Annotated in this window: 20 protein-coding genes and 2 pseudogenes; all 22 read left to right on the forward strand. The window is 40.0% G+C overall.

Features of this window, described 5'->3' with window-relative positions; translation table 11 throughout:
- Positions 1–237 precede the first annotated feature (237 nt).
- Positions 238–1,113, forward strand: a complete 876-nt coding sequence (gene yabG / locus ACDX78_RS19770) for a sporulation peptidase YabG (protein ID WP_486030077.1) — start codon at positions 238–240, stop codon at positions 1,111–1,113.
- A 227-nt stretch (positions 1,114–1,340) separates the two neighbouring features.
- Positions 1,341–1,607 carry a biofilm formation stimulator Veg gene (veg, locus tag ACDX78_RS19775; RefSeq protein ID WP_486030078.1) on the forward strand — a complete coding sequence of 89 codons (267 nt, stop codon included), beginning with the start codon at positions 1,341–1,343 and terminating at the stop codon, positions 1,605–1,607.
- Between the two features lie 71 nt (positions 1,608–1,678).
- A complete protein-coding gene (locus ACDX78_RS19780) occupies positions 1,679–2,026 on the forward strand; it encodes an SCP2 sterol-binding domain-containing protein (protein ID WP_486030080.1) in 348 nt (115 codons plus the stop codon).
- A 95-nt stretch (positions 2,027–2,121) separates the two neighbouring features.
- On the forward strand, positions 2,122–2,304 hold the full coding sequence (locus tag ACDX78_RS19785; protein ID WP_486030082.1) for a small, acid-soluble spore protein, alpha/beta type: 183 nt from the start codon (positions 2,122–2,124) through the stop codon (positions 2,302–2,304).
- Positions 2,305–2,535: 231 nt separating this feature from the next.
- Complete coding sequence (gene ispE / locus ACDX78_RS19790) at positions 2,536–3,387, forward strand: 4-(cytidine 5'-diphospho)-2-C-methyl-D-erythritol kinase (RefSeq protein WP_486030083.1); 852 nt, start codon at positions 2,536–2,538, stop codon at positions 3,385–3,387.
- Positions 3,388–3,453: 66 nt separating this feature from the next.
- Positions 3,454–4,272: a pur operon repressor gene (gene purR / locus ACDX78_RS19795; protein ID WP_486030086.1), complete on the forward strand. Its 819-nt coding sequence runs from the start codon at positions 3,454–3,456 to the stop codon at positions 4,270–4,272.
- Positions 4,273–4,425: 153 nt separating this feature from the next.
- The gene (spoVG, locus tag ACDX78_RS19800) at positions 4,426–4,713 is read left to right on the forward strand and encodes a septation regulator SpoVG (RefSeq protein WP_486030088.1); all 288 of its coding nucleotides are present in this window, start codon (positions 4,426–4,428) and stop codon (positions 4,711–4,713) included.
- 331 nt (positions 4,714–5,044) lie between these two features.
- On the forward strand, positions 5,045–6,424 hold the full coding sequence (gene glmU / locus ACDX78_RS19805) for a bifunctional UDP-N-acetylglucosamine diphosphorylase/glucosamine-1-phosphate N-acetyltransferase GlmU (protein ID WP_486030090.1): 1,380 nt from the start codon (positions 5,045–5,047) through the stop codon (positions 6,422–6,424).
- A gap of 15 nt (positions 6,425–6,439) precedes the next feature.
- A complete protein-coding gene (locus ACDX78_RS19810; protein ID WP_486030092.1) occupies positions 6,440–7,393 on the forward strand; it encodes a ribose-phosphate diphosphokinase in 954 nt (317 codons plus the stop codon).
- A gap of 112 nt (positions 7,394–7,505) precedes the next feature.
- Positions 7,506–8,141: a 50S ribosomal protein L25/general stress protein Ctc gene (locus ACDX78_RS19815; RefSeq protein WP_486030094.1), complete on the forward strand. Its 636-nt coding sequence runs from the start codon at positions 7,506–7,508 to the stop codon at positions 8,139–8,141.
- Between the two features lie 86 nt (positions 8,142–8,227).
- Positions 8,228–8,788 (forward strand): aminoacyl-tRNA hydrolase, encoded by a 561-nt coding sequence (pth, locus tag ACDX78_RS19820; RefSeq protein WP_486030096.1) that lies wholly within the window; start codon positions 8,228–8,230, stop codon positions 8,786–8,788.
- A gap of 383 nt (positions 8,789–9,171) precedes the next feature.
- Positions 9,172–9,402: an anti-sigma-F factor Fin gene (gene fin, locus ACDX78_RS19825; protein WP_486030097.1), complete on the forward strand. Its 231-nt coding sequence runs from the start codon at positions 9,172–9,174 to the stop codon at positions 9,400–9,402.
- Between the two features lie 79 nt (positions 9,403–9,481).
- The gene (mfd, locus tag ACDX78_RS19830) at positions 9,482–13,003 is read left to right on the forward strand and encodes a transcription-repair coupling factor (protein ID WP_486030099.1); all 3,522 of its coding nucleotides are present in this window, start codon (positions 9,482–9,484) and stop codon (positions 13,001–13,003) included.
- A 326-nt stretch (positions 13,004–13,329) separates the two neighbouring features.
- The gene (gene spoVT / locus ACDX78_RS19835; protein ID WP_486030101.1) at positions 13,330–13,866 is read left to right on the forward strand and encodes a stage V sporulation protein T; all 537 of its coding nucleotides are present in this window, start codon (positions 13,330–13,332) and stop codon (positions 13,864–13,866) included.
- A 1,016-nt stretch (positions 13,867–14,882) separates the two neighbouring features.
- Positions 14,883–16,472: a putative polysaccharide biosynthesis protein gene (locus ACDX78_RS19840; protein WP_486030103.1), complete on the forward strand. Its 1,590-nt coding sequence runs from the start codon at positions 14,883–14,885 to the stop codon at positions 16,470–16,472.
- A 7-nt stretch (positions 16,473–16,479) separates the two neighbouring features.
- Positions 16,480–17,928, forward strand: coding sequence for a bifunctional methyltransferase/pyrophosphohydrolase YabN (yabN, locus tag ACDX78_RS19845; protein ID WP_486030105.1), 1,449 nt, complete (start codon positions 16,480–16,482; stop codon positions 17,926–17,928).
- Positions 17,929–17,931: 3 nt separating this feature from the next.
- Complete coding sequence (locus ACDX78_RS19850; protein ID WP_486030107.1) at positions 17,932–18,198, forward strand: RNA-binding S4 domain-containing protein; 267 nt, start codon at positions 17,932–17,934, stop codon at positions 18,196–18,198.
- A gap of 196 nt (positions 18,199–18,394) precedes the next feature.
- Positions 18,395–18,691: a MazG nucleotide pyrophosphohydrolase domain-containing protein gene (locus ACDX78_RS19855; protein ID WP_486030109.1), complete on the forward strand. Its 297-nt coding sequence runs from the start codon at positions 18,395–18,397 to the stop codon at positions 18,689–18,691.
- Between the two features lie 177 nt (positions 18,692–18,868).
- On the forward strand, positions 18,869–19,342 hold the full coding sequence (locus ACDX78_RS19860; RefSeq protein ID WP_486030111.1) for a GNAT family N-acetyltransferase: 474 nt from the start codon (positions 18,869–18,871) through the stop codon (positions 19,340–19,342).
- A gap of 139 nt (positions 19,343–19,481) precedes the next feature.
- Positions 19,482–19,967 (forward strand): GyrI-like domain-containing protein, encoded by a 486-nt coding sequence (locus ACDX78_RS19865; RefSeq protein ID WP_486030113.1) that lies wholly within the window; start codon positions 19,482–19,484, stop codon positions 19,965–19,967.
- Between the two features lie 80 nt (positions 19,968–20,047).
- Positions 20,048–20,445: pseudogene (locus tag ACDX78_RS19870) on the forward strand (RidA family protein).
- Positions 20,446–20,835: 390 nt separating this feature from the next.
- A pseudogene (locus ACDX78_RS19875) lies at positions 20,836–21,138 on the forward strand (GNAT family N-acetyltransferase); the annotation flags it as partial.
- Between the last annotated feature and the right edge of the window lie 156 nt (positions 21,139–21,294).

A 21,294-nucleotide genomic window follows, 5' to 3' on the forward strand; every position in this document is an offset into this window, starting at 1 on the left:
GATAAATAAATTTCTTTTCGATTGCTGGAATTTCATCAGCTGCTGGGGGGTTTAGGTTAAAAAAGTGCTGTTAATCACACCGAGATGAACTATCCTGTTATAAAGTTATGTTCAAAGTTTCCTAACGATTATTCGAATACCCTTTTCAAGTTACTTTTACCCGCACAGATAGGCATTCATCCTCATAGTCTATACAAGGAAAGCTTCCATTTATGCGAAAAGCGATGAGGTGAATGTATGCGGCTTACAAAAGGTGATTTAGTAACACGAATTTCCTACGGGCATGACCTGCTTTTTCGGGTTGCTTCTATCAAGGATAAAACAGTGCAATTATTCGGAGAGGATATTCGACTGGAGGCAGATGCCCCAATCGATGATATCGTCATAGTAAAAACACGGGAACTGGAAAAAAGGAGAAAAAAGGGAAAAGAACAGGAGGATTTTTCCTACCGTTTATTTCGTCAGGATTATCAATTAATGAAAGATAAACGGGAATACCAGTCAACTGAAGGTTATTATTATGAACCGCAGTATTTCCAGCTGCCGGCCAAGGTGCTGCACTTGGATGGGGATCAAATGTATTTAAAAAAATGCATTGAACTTTATCAGCGTGTCGGACTTCAGGTGCATGGTGTCCATGTAAATGAAAAGGAAATGCCTGTAAAAATCGGTGAACTCATTACGAAGATTCAACCTGATATTATCGTTATAACCGGCCATGATGCTTTTTCAAAAAATAAAGGAGAAAAAAATGATTTGCGGGCATACAGGCATTCCCGTCACTTTGTGGAAACCGTAAGGGAAGCGAGAAAAATCAATCCCAATCTGGACCAGTTAATTATTTTCGCAGGTGCGTGCCAATCTCATTTTGAATCCCTTATACGAGCGGGGGCCAATTTTGCAAGCTCCCCCCTGAGAATTAACATACATGCATTAGATCCCGTTTATATAGCCGCAAAAATCGCTTATACATCTTTTATGGATAGAGTAAGTGTCAGGGATGCCCTTAGAAATACACTTACAGGGGATAAAGGCATGGGCGGGGTGGAAACAAGGGGGCTGCTTCGAACCGGTATGCCGTATTTAGAAAGCGGATTTGATGAAAATGTTTAGATAAGAAAGTGCGGGCAACTTTCTTATCTGGCTTTCTTTTCCCATTTCCATACCCTCTATACATAAAAAAATCATTTTTAGTACATAAATTGTTAACATTTACACATAATACGATAAATAGACAAAATAAATGGTTGACATGTGAAAAGATACCTTGTTATAATATAAGATTTTATTTGACTCTTATACAAGCATATGATATATTATTGGAAGTGAGGTGGAGTGTAGTGGCTAAGACATTAATTGAAATTAAGCAGGGTCTCGAAGGTCATGTTGGACAGCGTTTAAAGCTGAAAGCCAACGGTGGCAGAAGGAAAACGATCGAACGATCAGGTGTATTGGCGGAAACATATCCTTCCGTGTTTATTGTTGAACTTGATCAGGAGGAAAATGCTTTCGAACGAGTATCTTACAGCTATGCAGACATACTGACAGAAACGGTAGAATTAAGCTTTGCGGATGAAAGAACAATAGCAACCATCCTTGAACAGTAAACATACTTTTTGTTTACTGTTTCTATTTTGCGGAGAGATAACAGAATATTGAGATGGCAGGGGAGGTAGTAATGGAGCATAAAAAGGTGGAAGAAATCTGGGGAATAATTGAAGCGGAACTGGAGAAAAATAACGCACCTTATAAAGGTACACATGCTGTATATCAATTTGAGCTAACCGACGTGGATGAAGGCATTTATCAGTTAAAATTAACAGGAGCTTCGGCTTTGGTAAAAAAAGATGCAGAAGATGAGGCTAATTGCACGCTGAAAATGAAGGAGAAGTACTTTAGGGAATTTTTGTCAGGGGATTTAAACAGCACAACAGCCTTTATGACCGGAAAGTTAAAGGTGGATGGAAATATCGGTTTGGCATTAAAGCTGGAAAACATGTTAAAACAATACGATTTTGCAAAATAACCCTTTTTTGTATACATATAACTCGTTTGAAATAAGCGCAACTGCATAATCTATAGATGTCGTAACAAATCCAAGCAGAAAGGGGTAGTTCTCTTATGGGGCGACGTAGAGGAATTATGTCTGACCATTTGAAAGAGGAAATTGCCAAGGAGTTAGGGTTTTACGACACGGTGCAGCAGGAAGGCTGGGGCGGCATTAAAGCACGGGATGCCGGAAACATGGTCAAGCGTGCCATTGAAATGGCTGAACAAAGTGCAGAAAAAAAAGGCAAATCCTAACGGATTTGCCTTTTTGGCATACAGAGGGCGGTTCTCCTGTTTCAGAAAGGCGGAATTTTCGGTTGATTAAACAAAAGAACCATCCCTCTGTTGCACCGCTGTTTCAAAACGCATAACCAGTCGCGACTTATTTTTTTTTGTGTTACAATTTGTTTATCTTTTCACACGGAGCTCTCACATCTTACGAATCTCTCCATCAGGAGTCATTCCGGACAGAAGAAGGTGAAGCGAATGATTATATTTGAAAAAGCACCTGCAAAATTAAATTTATCGCTTGATGTTATCAGTAAGCGGGAAGATGGATACCATAATGTGGAAATGGTTATGACGACCATTGATCTGTCAGACCGGATAAGTATCCATGAACTGGAAGAGGACAAAATAGAAATTTCTCTGGAGAGTAGATATGTACCTAGCGATGAGCGGAATTTAGCATATAAAGCGGCAAGGCTTTTCAAAGAAGCTTATAATATCAAAAGAGGAATCCATATTGAAATAGAGAAGAGCATCCCGGTTTCTGCAGGTTTAGGCGGAGGCAGTGCAGATGCAGCTGCTGTCTTGCGTGCACTAAATAGATTATGGGCATTACAAATACCTGCACAGGAACTGGCGGAACTTGGGGCACGTATTGGTTCTGATGTTCCTTTTTGTGTTTTCAGTCATACAGGTGTAGCTACGGGGCGTGGAGAAATTGTTAACAGCCTGCCTGCTCCTCCATCTTGCTGGGTCGTATTGGCAAAACCGGATATCGGTGTATCCTCCGGGACGATTTTTGAACAAATCATCCTCGAGGAGCTAATTCATCCGGAAACAGCTAAAGTCATTGAAGCGCTATATGAAAATGATTACTTTAAGCTTTGCCATAATATTGGCAATGCCCTGGAGGAAGTTACTTGCAGTATATACCCGGAAGTGAAGCGGATAAAAAATAAAATGGTACAAGCTGGGGCTGAAGGTGTTTTGATGAGCGGCAGTGGTCCGACGGTGTATGGTCTGGTGAAGCATGAAAGTAAGGCACAACGGATTTATAACAGCATGAGGGGCTTTTGCAAAGAAGTGTATTACGTACGATTAATTGGATAAGCTATTGCCTGAAAACATATATTAATGGTATATTTATATATAAATATTCGGTTTTGAGGTGTACATATGAAAAGAAGTAATCGATTGGTCGTACTGACAAATTATTTTCTTGATAACCCAAGAAAGCATACCCAATTGCCCTATTTCGTGGATCGGTTAAGTACAACAAAAGCCTCGGTAAGTGAGGATTTGGATATCATCCATAATGTATTTCATAGTGAAGGTTTGGGCTATCTGACAAGAACAACAGGGGCAGCTGGCGGGGTTAAATTTATTCCGGAAAATGCTGAGTCGGTAAGCGCTGGCTTTATCGAAAAACTTTGCAGCAAACTGGAGGATCCTGCGCGAATTCTTCCTGGCGGCTATTTGTATATGAGTGATTTACTCGGAAATCCGCAGACAGTGAGGGAGATTGGACGTGTTTTTGCCTCTCGGTTTTCCGCTGAGGATATTGATGTGGTTGTAACGGTGGCCACCAAAGGGATTCCACTTGCCTATGCAACAGCATCTTTTTTGGACGTCCCTGTTGTCATAGTGAGAAGGGATCCAAAAGTAACAGAGGGTTCTTCTGTCAGTATTAATTATGTTTCCGGCTCATCACGAAAAATCCAGACGATGGTTTTGCCGAAGCGAAGTTTGCAAGTTGGTGCTAACGTCTGTATTATAGATGACTTCATGAAAGCGGGCGGTACGATTACCGGCATGATTAATCTTCTGGATGAGTTTGAAGCAAACGTAAAAGCAATCGGTGTGCTTGCAGAGGCAGATGATGAAGAGGAAGAACGGGTAGTGGATCATTATACTTCTCTGGTGAAGATCACCAATGTAGACAGCAAGGAGAAAAATATTTATGTACAGCCAGGGAATTTGCTGAATCACGAATAATAATTTCATAATTTTTCTTATTGCAACAAAAAAAACTGCTTTTATGTTTTTCAAATATCAGTAAATATTTTATTTTTTTCGTTTTTTAGCAGGACTTTTCAAACTTTTGTTGAACTAGTTAAGTAAGCAAAAGGGAAAAGGTGGTGATACATCATGGAAGTAACTGACGTTCGATTACGCCGCGTAAATACGGATGGAAGAATGCGTGCTATAGCTTCAATCACGTTAGATGAAGAATTTGTGGTCCATGATATCCGCGTGATTGATGGGAATAACGGACTTTTTGTTGCAATGCCATCAAAAAGAACTCCAGATGGAGAGTTCCGGGATATTGCACACCCGATTAATTCAGGCACAAGAGCAAAAATACAGGAAGCCGTGCTGGAGGAGTTTCGTCGAGTGGGGCAGGAAATGGAATACGAAGAAGCAGGCGCTTCATAATTAAATGCAAACAGCTAGAGGTCTAATCTTCAAAAGGTTAGCCTTCTTTTTTTCTGGTAAGAAATAATGATGCTATAGCTGTTCTTACCTGGCTCATTTTTTGGTGTACAAAAAATATGACACAAAACTACCAGATCTTTATATAGCAAAAATAGTTAGGGTCTGTACTTAGGAATCTTGTGATGAGCAGTTTATTACCAGTGGTTACGATAACTTGTATAAAAAATTCTAATTAGACAAAAAGAACTGCCCCCCGCGTTTCAACGCTTGAAATTGGCGGCTTTTTAAGATATATTCATAATGGATAAAAAGAAATTTTGGGGGTCTCCATATGGCAAAACGGTATGCTGTTATTTTAGCGGCAGGGAAAGGGACCAGAATGAAGTCGAAGCTTTATAAAGTACTTCATCCGGTCATGGATCGACCAATGGTACAGCACGTTATTGACCAGGTGAAAACGGTTCAATTGGATAAATTAGTTACTATCGTTAGTTTAGGTGCAGAGAAAGTGGAGGAACATATTGGGAATGACAGTGAATTTGTAATACAAAAGGAGCAGCTGGGAACAGGCCATGCTGTATTGCAGACAGAAGAGCTGTTAAAAGATAAAGAAGGAATGACGATCGTTGTATGTGGTGATACACCATTAATTACAGGCGACACATATCAGGCACTGTTTGACCACCATGAGAAAACGAATGCTAAAGCGACGGTATTAACTGCAAAAGCGCCAAACCCTTCTGGGTACGGAAGAGTTGTTCGCAATAAACAGAATGAAGTGGAAAGAATTGTAGAACATAAAGATGCCAATGTTGAGGAACGCTCCATTGATGAAATAAATACAGGTACATACTGCTTTGATAACAAGGCGCTGTTTCAGGCACTGCAGCATGTTTCCAATGACAATACACAGGGTGAATATTATTTGCCTGACGTCATCGGGATTTTGCGCCAGCAGTCAGAAAAGGTAAGTGCCTTTTTAACAGCGGACTTTAATGAAACAATTGGAATCAACGACCGTGCAGCATTAGCCGAGGCTGAAAGAATTTTGAAACAGCGAATAAATGAAAGCCATATGCGAAATGGTGTAACGATTATCGATCCGGTTCACACATATATCCATCCGGATGTTAAAATAGAACAGGATGTCGTGATTCATCCTGGTACTATCATTAAGGATGAGTCCATCATTGAGGCAGATGCCGAGATCGGACCGCATTGTGAAATTACCAATTGTTATGTTGGAAAAGAAACGGTCATTAAGCAAAGTGTTGCCACCGACAGTAAAATTGGAAACAGGGTGAACATCGGTCCGTATGCGCATATTCGCCCGGAGTCCGTGATCAGCAACAAAGCGAAAATCGGAAACTTTGTCGAAGTAAAGAAAACGAAGCTTGGGGAAGGAAGCAAGGTCTCCCACTTAAGTTATATGGGTGACGCGGATGTGGGGAGCAATGTTAATATCGGTTGTGGTACAATAACAGTAAACTATGATGGGAAAAATAAATATTTAACTACCATTGAGGATGATGCGTTTATCGGCTGTAATTCAAATCTGATTGCTCCCGTAACCGTGGGCAAGGGGTCCTATGTTGCAGCAGGTTCAACGATTACGAAAGATGTACCAGGAGACGCCCTGGCTGTAGCAAGAGCAAGACAGTCCAATAAAGAAGGATACGCAACAAGACTTAAAAACAGAAAAAAAGATTAGCGGAGGGTTATTTTCATGGCATCCACGTATAAAGATTCATCATTAAAGGTATTCACATTGAATTCAAACAGAGCATTGGCAGAAGATATTGCAGCGCATATAGGGACAACCCTCGGGGAATGTACCGTGAACCGATTTAGTGATGGGGAAATTCAAATCAACATCGAAGAAAGTGTTCGGGGCTGTGATGTATATGTGGTTCAATCAACCTGCTCTCCGGTTAATGAGCGCATCATGGAATTATTGATCATGATCGATGCGTTAAAGCGGGCATCGGCCAGATCCATAAATATTGTTATGCCATATTACGGTTATGCCAGACAGGATAGAAAAGCGCGCTCCCGCGAACCGATTACAGCCAAACTGGTTGCAGACCTGCTGGAGACAGCGGGTGCAAACAGAGTAATTACACTTGATCTGCACGCGCCGCAGATTCAGGGATTTTTTAATGTTCCGATCGATCACCTGCAAGGTGTGCCAATCTTGTCCGATTATTTTGAAGCAAAAGGACTGGAAGACATTATTGTTGTCTCCCCGGACCACGGAGGAGTTACCAGAGCAAGAAAAATGGCGGATCGCCTGAAAGCGCCGATTGGCATCATTGATAAGCGACGACCAAAACCGAATGTTGCAGAAGTGATGAATATTGTCGGGAATATAGAAGGAAAAACAGCTATTCTCATTGATGATATCATTGATACAGCAGGTACTATTTCCCTTGCTGCAAATGCGTTAGTGGAAAATGGTGCAAAAGAAGTGTATGCTTGCTGTACACATCCTGTACTTTCCGGTCCGGCAATTGATCGCATAAATGAATCAAAAATCAAAGAACTGGTGATTACAAACTCTATTCCAATTTCGGAGAATAAACTAGTTAAAAAAATCACCCCATTATCTGTGGCACCATTAATCGGGGAAGCTATTATTCGTGTTCATGAGCTGCAATCTGTCAGTATTCTCTTTGACTAGTGCAGCGTTTAGAAAAAAGATGAGAAGGGTATTATGAACGTATACATTTATGACGTTTACGTTTTTTAGATATAAACAAACAAAAGATATAACTTTTTGGAGGATGATAAATATGGCAGTCAAATTAAAAGCAGAAAGACGAGAAGATTTAAAGAAATCAGCAACAAAGGAAATAAGAAATAAAGGGCGCTTGCCTGCAGTACTATACGGGAAAGAGAAAGAAGCTAAAGCTATCTCCCTGGATAGTATTGAGCTGGTAAAAACCGTTCGGGATGAGGGAAGAAATGCTATTATTTCCTTAGATATCGAAGGAGAAAGCCCGGTGGATGTTATGCTGCATGAGTATCAAATGGATCCGATTAGAGAAGAATTGCTCCATGCAGACTTTTATATTGTCGATATGTCTGAAGCAATGGATGTCGAGGTTACCCTGAACCTGGAAGGGGAAGCTGAAGGTGTGCGTGATGGCGGTGTCCTGCAGCAACCACTCTATGTATTGCAAGTGCGAGCTAAACCGCGTGAAATTCCTGAAGAAATCGCTGTTGATATATCCGAATTAAAAGTAGGGGAAACACTTACAGTTGCTGACCTGAACACAGCAGGAAATTATGAAGTGCTCGATGAACCTGATACAACGATTGCTACTATTTCAGCACCGGATACATTAGATGATCTAGAGGCATCGCCGGATGAAAATCAAGAGCCAGAACTTGTTGGTGCAGAAGAAGAGACGGAAGAAGACAAATAATCATTTAACTGATACACTATCTTTTCCTTCATACACGGGGAAAAGGTAGTGTATTCCTTCAGTATAGAAAATAAAGGAAGAAAAATATGAAATGTATCGTTGGGCTGGGTAATCCCGGCAGGAAATACAAAGACACAAGGCATAATGTCGGCTTTATGGTGATTGAAGCATTACGCAAACGCCATAATTGGAAGTTGAATCAATCAAAATTTAATGGCAAATATGCGATGGAAATGCTTAATGGTGAAAAAATCATTATACTGCAGCCGCAAACCTATATGAACCTTTCCGGAGAATCAATCAGACCATTGATGAATTATTTTAACATCGATTTGGATGATCTGATTGTTATTTATGATGATCTGGATTTGCCTACAGGAAAAATTCGACTCAGGCAAAAGGGTGGCCATGGGGGGCATAATGGCATACGTTCCACGATAGACCATCTAGGAACAAAGGAATTTAAGCGTATTCGGATTGGTGTTGGAAGGCCGGTGGATCAGATGCCGGTCATAAATTATGTGCTTGGAAAATTTCCAAAAGAAGAGCAGGACAGTGTAGATTCCAGTATCAATCTAGCGGCTGATGCTTGTGAAACATGGTTGACAAGCCCTTTTTCAGAAGTGATGAATAAGTTTAATCGATGATCAACCTTATATGGAAGTTCATTTTTGTGCATGATTTATACAGTCTGGTAATATACTTAAGTCAATATATAAACTGTGCGTTTTTTCGCAGTGTAACTGGCTGGCCGACAACGCCACGTCCTGGGACTGTGCGTAAATGCTCGTCCCACCGAAAACCTTTGGGACTATGGTACAGTGGTTCCTCGTCCCACCGAAATACATTGTGGCAACGTCTGCATGGCCTACGTCCTGTAGGCCTAAACCCCCATTGAATGAAGTTTTACTTTATATGCTGGAGATGGGCAGCTTGGTCTTCGCAGAGTATCTTTTCGCCTAGTATAAGATAAGTCCTTTTCGGATAAACTTTTAACACAGGTTATTCGTTCATCCGAGGAGGTAAACGCATGTCCATCATTTATACATGCAAGCATTGCAGGCAGGAAATCGGCAGACTGCAGGAAAAGGTTGTTGATTCCTCTGTACTTGGCTTTCAGCAATTAACAAAAGAGGAAAAAGAAGAAATGATTCAATATGCGGAAAATGGCGACATGATTGTTCACGCTATCTGTGAAAGCTGTGAAGAATCGTTAAGTCAGCATCCGCGCTATCATGAACTGGATTTTTTTATCCAATAAAATAACTCGGAAAAAAGCTTTGGCTGCGGACCAAAGCATTTTGCGCTTTACCTGAGCGTAGCAAGTGGAGGTTAAAAAATTGAAAGGTATTCATCAATATTTACAATCGAAAGAAGACATCAAGGCTATTATAAATGGTGTTACCGATGGCATGGAAGAACAATTGGTGGCAGGGTTATCCGGTTCTGCAAGGGGACTGCTCGTGTCTCTTATCCATGAATCTGCGGACAGACCGATCCTATTAATCACCCACCAGCTCGTCCAGGCACAGCAATTATTTGACGACCTAAGTGAATTTATGGATGAATCATCCGTTCACTTATATCCGGTCAATGAGCTGATCGCCTCGGAAATAGCTTTTGCCAGCCCAGAACTAAGAAGCCAGCGCATTGAATCATTAAGCACCTGGGCGCATAAAAAGTCAGGCATTCTGATCGCTCCTGTAGCAGCATTAAAACGGATGCTTCCCCCGCCGGACTATTGGAGCAAATACCAGCTCTTTTTTAAACTTGGCGAAGAGATAGGTGTTGAAGGTTATTTGGCATCACTTGTCGATATGGGATATGAACGGGCTCCGATGGTCACAAAACCCGGGGAATTCAGTTTGCGCGGGGGCATTATCGATATTTACCCATTAACGGAAAAACACCCGCTACGTATAGAGCTCTTTGATGAAGAGATTGACTCTATACGCTATTTTGATGCAGAAAATCAGCGTTCTTTGGGTAAATTAAATGAAATAACCGTTGGGCCGGCGACCGAATTATTATTAACAAAAGAAGCTATATTATCCGGCGGTGAACGCTTGGAAGATGCGCTCGGCGAGACATTAAAGAAAATGAAATCAGACGAGAAAAAGGAAAAGCTGATAGAAGTCATTGAGCATGATATAGCACGTTTGAAAAACCTGGAACACTTTCAAGAAATGTATAAATATATTGGATTTCTCTATGAAAATCCTGCTAGTTTATTAGATTACCTACCTAAAGACGGGCTAATGATTCTAGATGAAATGAGCCGGATTCAGGAATCAGCTACCAATCTGGATGTAGAAGAAGGGGAATGGTACAGCAGCCTCTTGGAATCCGGCCAAATGGTGACGAACAGCAAATTTTCCTTTGACTGGGAGACAGTGTGGAATAACATAGATTCACAGCGCATTTATATGTCGGTTTTTCTGAGACATATCCCCAATACACAGCCGCAAAATATTGTGAACCTATCCACACGGGCGATGCAGGAATTTCATGGACAAATGAATTTATTGAAAAATGAAATAGATAGATGGGAAAAAGGAGATTTTTCTGTCATTGTACTTGCACCAAATGAAAAGCGGGCGGAAAAAATCCAATCCATTTTTGCCGATTATGACATAGAAGCAGTCGTAACGGAAGAACCGGAGCTCCCAGTAAGTATTCCTACGATCACTGTAGGGAACATCACAAGCGGACTGGAACTGCCGATGCACAAGCTTGTATTCATCACGGAAAATGAGTTATTTAAAAAACGCACGAAACGGTCGAGAAAGCAGCAGAAAATTTCCAATGCGGAACGAATTAAAAGCTACCAGGAATTAAAAATTGGTGATTTTGTTGTTCACGCCGGTCATGGTGTAGGTAAATACATTGGTATAGAGACACTGGAAGTCAGTGATCTGCATAAAGACTATATGCTGATTAAATATTCCGGTGATGACAAGCTGTATGTTCCGATTGAACAAATCGACCAGGTGCAGAAGTTTGTTGCCTCGGAGGGAAAAGAGCCAAAACTGCATAAATTGGGCGGCACAGAATGGACCAAGGTTAAACGCAAGGTCCAATCCTCAGTGGAAGATATTGCCGAAGATTTAATTAAGTTGTATGCCGAAAGAGAAGCTAGAGAAGGATACGGATTTTCAGAAGATACTGAAATGCAGCGGGAATTTGAAGCATCTTTTCTATATCAGGAAACAGAAGATCAATTGCGCTGTATCGAAGAAATAAAAAGAGATATGGAAAAAACACGTCCAATGGACCGGCTGCTTTGCGGCGATGTCGGTTATGGAAAAACAGAGGTAGCGATACGGGCGGCATTTAAAGCCATTGCCGATGGAATGCAGGTGGCCTTTTTGGTTCCGACAACCATTTTAGCCCAGCAGCATTTTGAGACGATCCGCGAACGTTTTCAGGATCATGCGATCAATATCGGTATGTTAAGCCGGTTCCGCACGAAAAAACAACAGAAAGAAACGATTGACGGGCTTAATAAGGGGACGATTGATGTCGTTGTTGGTACACATAGAATTTTGTCCAAAGATATAAAGTATAAAGACTTAGGCTTACTCGTTGTGGATGAAGAACAGCGTTTTGGGGTAAAGCATAAGGAAAAAATTAAGCAAATGAAAACGAATGTCGATGTATTGACATTGACGGCTACACCAATCCCAAGGACATTGCATATGTCCATGCTTGGGGTGCGCGATCTTTCCGTTATTGAAACCCCGCCGGAAAACCGTTTTCCTATTCAAACTTACGTGATGGAAAGCAACCCTGTGTTTGTCCGGGAAGCTATTGAGCGTGAGATGTCCAGAGGCGGACAGGTGTTTTTCCTGTATAACCGGGTGGAAAGCATTGATAAAGTGGCTCGAGACCTCGGTTCGCTTGTAGATGCAAGGATTGCAGTTGCCCACGGACAGATGAATGAAACAGAACTGGAAAACGTTATTTTTGCCTTTTTAGCAGGAGAATATGACGTTCTAGTCAGTACGACGATCATTGAAACCGGGGTGGATATCCCGAATGTAAACACATTAATCGTCAATGATGCGGATCGGATGGGATTAAGCCAGCTTTATCAGCTCAGAGGACGTGTTGGTCGTTCCAACCGGGTAGCTTATGCTTATTTCACCTATCAAAAGGATAAAGTATTAACGGAAGTGGCAGAGAAACGGCTGCAGGCGATTAAGGAATTTACGGAACTTGGATCCGGCTTTAAAATTGCCATGAGGGATTTATCCATCAGAGGAACAGGAAATATTCTCGGTTCTCAGCAGCATGGATTTATCGACTCTGTCGGCTTTGATATGTACTCCCAGATGCTGAAAGAAGCCATTGATTCTCGTAAAAAAGGAAAAACTATAGAGGATGCCGCGCCATTTGAACCAGAACTTAACTTAAAAGTGGATGCCTATATTCCGGATACCTATATAAAAGATGGAAAGCAGAAAATTGATATATATAAACAGTTTCAGGCAATTGATTCACCTGGGGATATTACAGACTTAAAGGATGAATTGATTGACCGTTTTGGAGATTATCCGAAAGAAGTGGATAATCTATTTACCGTAAGCTCGCTAAAAATGTATGCAAAAAGAGAACGAGTGGAATCGATTTTTGAAAAAAGCAATAAAATTGAAATGTGCATCGAGGAAAACCGCAGCCAGCAGGTGGATGGCTCCAAGTTATTTGAGCTGGCAAATACATTTGGCCGTGAAATGCAGCTCGGTACACAAAATAACAAATTGAAGATTGTCTTCAAAGCATCGATAAAAACAAAGCCAAAAAGATATGAAATTACCGAACACTTTATAGATAAATTGGCAAATGTAGACAGGGGCGCATAAAGAGAAACTTCGTTCAGTAGGCTTTCTCTTCCTACCCTACTGAATGATAGTTGCACAGAATCCGAGCTGTTTATCCTCCCACCTTCACATTTTTATTTATTCAAGCATAGAAGTGGAGGATTTACAGTCCCGTTAATACATGATAAAAATCAGGCAGGAATGTATAGTTCTTCCAAGATGATTCATACTAAAAGCACAGCTGGTGATTTTCTTAGAAAACTTGGCTTATCGCCAAACTTTTATGGCGGGAGTCTTCGTTGTCAAAAAGGAATAAAAAATGAAATCACTAAAAGATACTCATCTTAAGAAAGGGGAACTGCTAACGGATGAAAGCAACAGGAATTGTGCGCCGTATTGATGATTTAGGCAGAGTAGTTGTTCCTAAAGAAATCAGAAGAACATTACGAATACGTGAAGGAGATCCATTGGAGATATTTGTGGACAGAGAAGGCGAGGTAATTTTAAAGAAATATTCTCCAATAAATGAATTAGGACATTTTGCACAAGAATACGCAGAAGCCTTGTTTGATTCCCTTCAATCACCAGTGCTCATCTGTGACAGGGATGAAGTTATTGCCATCAGCGGAGAATCGAAAAAGGATTACTTAAATAAACCAATTGGATCACAGCTGACAAAAACAATGGAAAATCGCACACAAATTTTTGAAAAAGAAGCAGATACCGAAGAAATCACCGTTGGAAATAAAGTGGAGTTAAAGTCATACTGCATCAGTCCGATCATCGCAAATGGAGATGCGATCGGCTGTGTAATGATTTTCTCCAAAGAGGATGGAAAGCTTACAGAGGTGGAACAAAAAGCAGTGGAAACCGCTGCAGGATTTTTGGCGAAACAGATGGAATAAGAGGTGGGTGGAAAAGAGCAAACCGGAGATTCCCGGTTTTGCTCTTTTTTTAGTAGTGTGGCTACGGTTTTAGGCAAGTGAAAGGCATAGCAATTAAATTTGAAACAAGTCGTACCTTTTATAAAAAAATACGGCTTGTGCAACAGAAGATATACATGTATCATAAAGGGTTTTAATGGTATATGGAAAAGGAAACAACACTTGATCATGAATCATAAAGGGTTTTAATGGTATATGGAAAAGGAAACAACACTTGATCATGAATCATAAAGGGTTTTAATGATATACGAAAAAGAAAAAAACGCTTGATCATGAATCATAAAGGGTTTTAATGGTATATGGAAAAGGAAACAACGCTTGATCATGAATCATAAAGGGTTTTAATGGTATATGGAAAAGGAAAAAACGCTTGATCCTGTATCATAAAAAGTATTAATGGTATATGGAAAAGAAAAAATCGCTTAGTCATTACTTTGAAAGAGCATTTGAAGGTTTCAATTTGATAATCAGTATGATGCTTCCGCACTACTAATTCGAGTAGGAGCTATGCCTCTCAATTATTTTATAAGGGGGACTATTTTCGGGTCGTAGATATCATGAAGCCATCGAAAGAATACTTAGACATTAATTATTTATTATTATATGCGAGGAAGAACACATTACATACTCAAAGGCTTACGAGAAAACAGAGGACTCTATTTCCGTTGAAACCTATATGAAAATGGAAATTATACAATAGAAGATAAAACCAATTATAAAGATAAAGCTTTAAAAGAACTTGAACTAATAAAATCAAAAAATGTAAAGTTTGCTCTTAAGTAGTTTTCATTCTTTAATTCTCTCGGGCTTTAACCAACTGCTTGTGTTGATCCATTAAGGAACCATAAATTAGTGGTTTTTTTTCGTTAAAGTAGATGTTGCAATAAATTACATAGACCCCCTTCCACTTATGCTATAATAAGGGGACAATTCGTCATGCGAAAAATTATATGCAGCTATTTTAAAGGACAGTTTATATGATTGAAAATGAATCGAATACATTAGTAAAGGGTGCATTGCTGCTTACTTTAGCAGGACTGATCAGCAAGGTTTTAAGTGCTGGATACCGGATACCCTTACAAAACCTTACAGGTGATATCGGGTTTTATATTTATCAGCAGATCTACCCTATATTGGCGATTGCTGTTATCTTAGCGCTTTACAGCTTTCCTTCTGCCATTTCAAAAATGGCAACGGATATAAAAGCAGAAGGGAAATCCCTATCTTTTAAAAGCTTTTATGTCCCCATTTTCATTATTTTGCTATGTATCTGTGTTCCATTGTTTATTTTTCTCTTATTGAATGCAGGCTCGCTGGCACTGTTCATAGGGGATGTAAATTTAGAGCGGGTTTATCAGCTGGGTGCGTTTGTTTTTTTACTTGTACCATTGACTTCGTTATTAAGAGGATATTTTCAGGGAAATATAGTGATGAAGCCAACCGCGTATTCCCAGATTGGGGAACAGCTTGTCCGTGTTTCCTTTATTATTTGTGCTGCGGTTTTTATTTTTATGACCGGGGCGAATATATACTTCATTGGACAAGCTGCTGTAATGGCGTCTGTATTGGGAGCAGCTGTTGCGACCTTGATTTTGTGTGTATTTTTGTTTAAAAAACATTCCAAGGGGACAATTGAAAAACAAGATTCTGCTGTCCCATGGAATTATTACGTCCGGACATTACTCACGCTGGGAATCGTAGCATCATTAAATCATATGGTGTTGATTATTATTCAGTTTGCGGACACGTTTACATTAATTCCGAGTTTAATGGATTATGGTCTGACGAATCGTGAGGCGATGGAAGCGAAAGGCGTATTTGACAGAGGACAGCCGCTCATCCAGCTTGGCACCGTATTGGGGTCCTCTTTCGCTTTAGCGTTACTTCCGGCGGTCACAAAACAAAAGCTGGAAAGTAATCCGGATGCCTTTTATTCCTACATACAGGGAACATTATTATTCAGTTTTTATTTGGCCATCGGTGCAACGGTCGGATTGGTTTTCATTTTCCCGGAAACAAATACGTTATTGTTCCAAAACGATAAAGGAACCACGGATTTACAGATTCTCGTTGTTTCTATACTACTCAGTTCCATGGCGATGACAGGGGCGGCCATTCTCCAGGGACTGGGTTATATGAAAAGGACAGCAGGCTTTATCCTAATTGCTTTTTTTGTAAAATGGACGGCAAATCAGCTGCTCGTTCCTCTCTGGGGCATTACCGGCAGTGCTATTGCTACGGTTGTTAGCCTGCTATTCCTTTGCGCTATTGTGCTATTCGAATTAAAACGGAAACTGCCCGTACTTTACTTTTTCAAGAGAATTCGTTGGCGTGCGCTTATTAGTGCTGCAGCAGTTATGATCCTGTTTATTATGGCAATAGGCACCATGATGTCAGAGCCGGCCCATCTTTCACGAATCACACTATTATTCTACTGTACATTTGTTTCCATCATAGGGGCAGTATTGTACTTTTATTGTTTGATTCGCTGGCAGGCATTCAAAGTAGAGGAGCTTCGCATGCTGCCAATGGCTTCACTATTCCTAAAAATTCATCACAGGAGGTAGCAGCTTTATGAATAAAATTGAAATTATCGGGTTGGGCGCTGGAGATATCGATCAGCTGCCGCTCGGCTTATATAAAAAATTAACACAGCATCAGGGTGTTATTTACACACGAACCATCGATCATCCAGTCATCAAATCTTTACAGGAAGAATCTGTCGCATTTGAGACATTTGACAGTTTTTATGAAACAGAAGCGGAATTTGATCATGTATATGAACGTATCACATCATCGTTACTCGAAGCGGCAAAAAAGGAATCTATTATTTATACGGTTCCCGGACATCCGATGCTCGCTGAAAAAACGGTTCAACTATTATTAGAGCAAAAGGAAATAGAGGTGGAGATTGTCGGCGGCCAAAGCTATTTGGATGATTTATTTTCCGCCCTTAAAATTGATCCGATTGAAGGTTTTCAATTTGTAGATGCTAATTCTTTTAAAAGGGATCAGCTCGACTACAGGAATCACCTTGTATTTTGCCAGGTATATGACCAATTTATCGCATCACAAGTGAAGTTAGACCTCCTGGAGGATTTACCACCGGATTACATGATTACAATCGTGGATGCAGTAGGCACGAATCAAGAGGTGATCAAGGAAATTCCATTGGAAGAATTGGATCACGGAATCGAAATGAGCAATTTAATGAGTGTGTATGTTCCTCCTGCGCCCGATTCGCTCCTGAATCACAAATTTCACCGGTTAAAGGAAATTATCACCATATTAAGAGGGCCAAATGGTTGCCCATGGGACCGGAAACAGACACATGAATCATTGCGCCCCTATGTGATTGAAGAAACATATGAGCTCATAGATGCGATTGATCAACAAGATGATGATAATATCATCGAAGAACTGGGAGATATCCTCCTGCAGGTCATGCTTCACAGCCAAATTGGTGAGGACAATGGGTATTTCCAGGTGGATGATGTCATTCGTTCGATAACGGAAAAAATGATTTATCGCCATCCCCATGTTTTTGGCAATAAGCAGGTGGATACGGTCGATGAAGTATATAAAAATTGGGATGAACTGAAGAAAGAGGAAAAGGGAAAAGGAGAAAAAACGTCTGTACTGGATGGTGTACCCAAAGAGCTGCCATCACTTGCAAAAGCATACAAGCTGCAGTACAAAGCAGCAAAAGTCGGTTTTGAGTGGGAAGATGTCGGCGGGGTCTGGGACAAGCTGGATGAAGAGCTGAAGGAAGTAAAAGAAGCGGTAGAAGCTGCGGATACAGAAGAAGTGGAAAAAGAACTGGGCGATGTACTGTTTGTGCTGGCGAATCTGGCAAGGTATTATAAAATAAACCCGGAAGTAGCATTGAACCGTTCAAACAGAAAATTTCTATCGAGGTTTTCCTATATCGAAGCAGCGCTGGAAAAACAAAAGAAAGATATAAACGATGCAACTTTGGGAGAGATGGACAAGTTTTGGGATAAAGCTAAGGAAGGGGAGTAATTTATGAGACTGGACAAATTTTTAAAGGTATCTCGTTTAATCAAGCGGAGAACGATGGCAAAAGAAGTCGCCGATCAGGGAAGAATTACGGTCAACGGTAATCAGGCAAAATCATCTACCAAGCTAACGGTAGGGGATGAGCTGGTTATCAGGTTTGGGCAAAAACTTGTAACGGTTAAAGTGAATGATCTGAGGGAGACTGTGAAAAAGGATGAGGTGGAGACGTTGTATACTGTTTTGAAAGAAGAGAAGGCTGGGGATAAATCATAAAGTAGCTATTGTAGCTTTGAAATAAATTCGTAAAGTGATGCTTTAAATTGAACAAAGAGGTTAGTTTCTGGATTAAATGATGGTCAGTTTAAGGCATGTTCAAGGAGAGGAACAGGGGGACTTGAGTTGTCGATAAAGAGCTGATATTCCTATTTACTAATATATACTAAACAATCATAGGATAAGGAGATTATTTATGAACATGGATGCTTTCCAACAATATGTTAAAGAATTTTGCGAGGAAAAAGGTTTTAATGATGTTTCAGATGAAGAGCGTTATTTATTTTTCATGAGTGAAGTCGGCGAGATGAGTGAGGAATTACTAAAATTAAAGTATGCAGGTGAGGATAAACAGACAGAAATTAGAAAAGCGCTTAGTCATGAAATATTTGATGTGATATGGAACGCTGTAGAAATTGCAAATCGACTGGATATAAATTTGACACAGGCATTTAAGGAAAAGATGGAGGTAAACAGTAAACGGTCCTGGTAATTGTGGATAATCAACAACTGATCGCCAATGCTGGATAAGTATAGGTGACCATATCGGGTGGGATAGGGTGCACACAACCTTTTGGGAAAGGGCCGAATGTTGAAGGTCGGTTGTTGGAGATCATTATGAATAAGTAATACAGTAGTAGATTTACAGTTATTTATTGGAGGAGGAACCATGGAAATTCGAACAGTGAATAGTTCAGATTACTATGTAATATCACCATTAATAAATGATTGGTGGGGTGGGCGACAAATGTCAGACATGCTGCCGAAATTATTTTTTGATCACTTTAACGACACTAGTTTTGTTGTTGAAGAGCATGGTGAGATTATAGGTTTTTTAATTGGATTTCTATCTCAATCCAAGTCAGATGAAGCTTACATACATTTTGTTGGGGTTCATCCCGAGTATCGTAAACGAAGTATAGGAAAAGCGCTTTATAACAAATTCTTCTCTAAAGTGCAGCGTGAGAATCGAAACAAAGTACGCTGTGTTACTTCACCAGTCAATAAAACATCTATTGCTTATCATACAAGAATGGGCTTTACTGTTGAACAGGGGGATAAAACAGTAGATGGCACAATGGTGAAGGCAGAGTATGATGGTCCAGGTCAGGATAGGGTATTGTTTGTGAAAGAACTCCATTAAATAATCTGCGTTAGAAAAAACAATGGTGCACGGTCATTGGAAGAAGGGCCATTTCCGGTATAATGCTAAGCAGGATATTGCTTTACACATAGGACATTTTTATTAGCAGTCCATATTATTTATTTTTGGAGGGAATATTATGAGCAATGTTGTTTATGAAATTAAAAAACTCCCTGCTTATCGTGCTATGGGGCTTAAATATGAGGTTCCATTTACGGAGATTGAAACGATAACAGATGTGATCCAAAATTCAATCCGTAGAGTGGATGAGTTTGAATACGCTGTAAATAAAGACAAAAGATTGGGGTTGTCGTATCATCTTCGACCAGATGGGTTCGTATATTATTCAGCCTATGAAGTGCGGGATGAACAACAAGTTCTTGAAGGTATGATTGAAATTCGTGTTCCTGAAATGACCTACCTGGTCACAACACATACAGGCGGAAGTATTGAAGAAACTTATGGGAAAATTATGGATTGGATCAGCGGGAGTGACTATGTACCCTTTAAAGAACAAGGTACGGAATACTATGATGAACTGCCGATAAAGCATGAAATACACCCAAGTGATTCAGTCACAAGCGACCCTCATTTTGATATTTTAATACCGATAAAAAAGCTATAAACAATCTTCTTGCCCGAGCATATAATTGATCATTTATACCCTATTATGTTCAACTTACTGTAATGAAAAGCACTGATTACTTGAAAACACCTAGAAACCCAAAAGAAGTTCATGCACCGGTTGCCCCTTATGTGCACCAAATTGAGTGACTGGCCCCAATAGATGGTTAACATTATCTGGTCAATTGGGTATGAGTGTAGATGGAGACGTTCCAAAAGATCCATTAGAACAACTAAAGTTAGCACTAAACAATATCAAAAAGAACCTCGATGAGGCTAATATGCAGGTACAAGATTTAACAAAGTTGGTTTTTTATCTTGTTGGAGAATTTGAAGCAGATAAGAGAAGAGAAGTGATCAAGGATTTTCTTGGTGATCACCTTCCTTGCACGACAATGATTTATGTCATCGCTTTAGCAGCACCTTCCTTTAAGGTTGAGATTGACGCATGGGCGTGTAAAGAGATTGAACAGCTATAGTTCTTTAAACAGCGAGCGCAAGGGTAAAGAAACTTATTCAATGCACATTTTTTCAAAAATTAAGAAAAAACAAGGTTTTCCCTATATATTCTTCTGACTTGTGACCACTGCAAAGACGAGGGATTCAGTCGAATTTTCTCATAAAAGACCATTTTCTCGTAATGAATGCGCTTGCTTTGTGCATAAAACTTCTTATTTTCTAATAGACAAATTTTTAAAAGGGATTGAAGACGAATGAATATTAGACCATATCAAGAAAAGGGTAAAGAAAGCATCATCGGCCTATCTAATCGTTTTAGTGATATTCAATTTATGGAATATAGGAACCGGGAGAATATGGAACAAAAACAATTGTAATTAGCAAAAAGCGCTGTTTCGTCAAATGCATCAGACATTTTTGTGGTTGAACATGATAGTGAATTTCTGGGATACATAGAATTAACTGAAGACAGGGATTATTTCACAAATAACAGGGTAGCTTATATTTTAGCGATTGCAGTGACGAGTGCAGGTGAGGGTAAAGGAATAGGCAAGGTGTTAATGGGTAAAGCAGAGAAATGGTGTTTAGAAAAAGGATGTAAACAGATTGTTTTAGATGTATTCAAAGCAAATGATAATGCCATTCATTTTTATCGGCACTTAGGGTATGAAGAAGAAATTGTAAAGATGGTTAAACCCACTAGCGTTGCATAAATATTGATTTAATTTTCTGTTTTTATCACTTCTTAAATTGCAATAGTAAATGCAACACCCCCTGTGAAACCGCTATATAAGGTTTTTCTGTAATTTGTTGGTGTTGGGGCCTAGGCCCCAACACCAACAAATTTTGCGAACGCTTCGGCTGGGGTT

Source organism: Virgibacillus oceani (genome assembly GCF_041521345.1).
GTDB lineage: Bacteria > Bacillota > Bacilli > Bacillales > Amphibacillaceae > Virgibacillus_N > Virgibacillus_N oceani_A.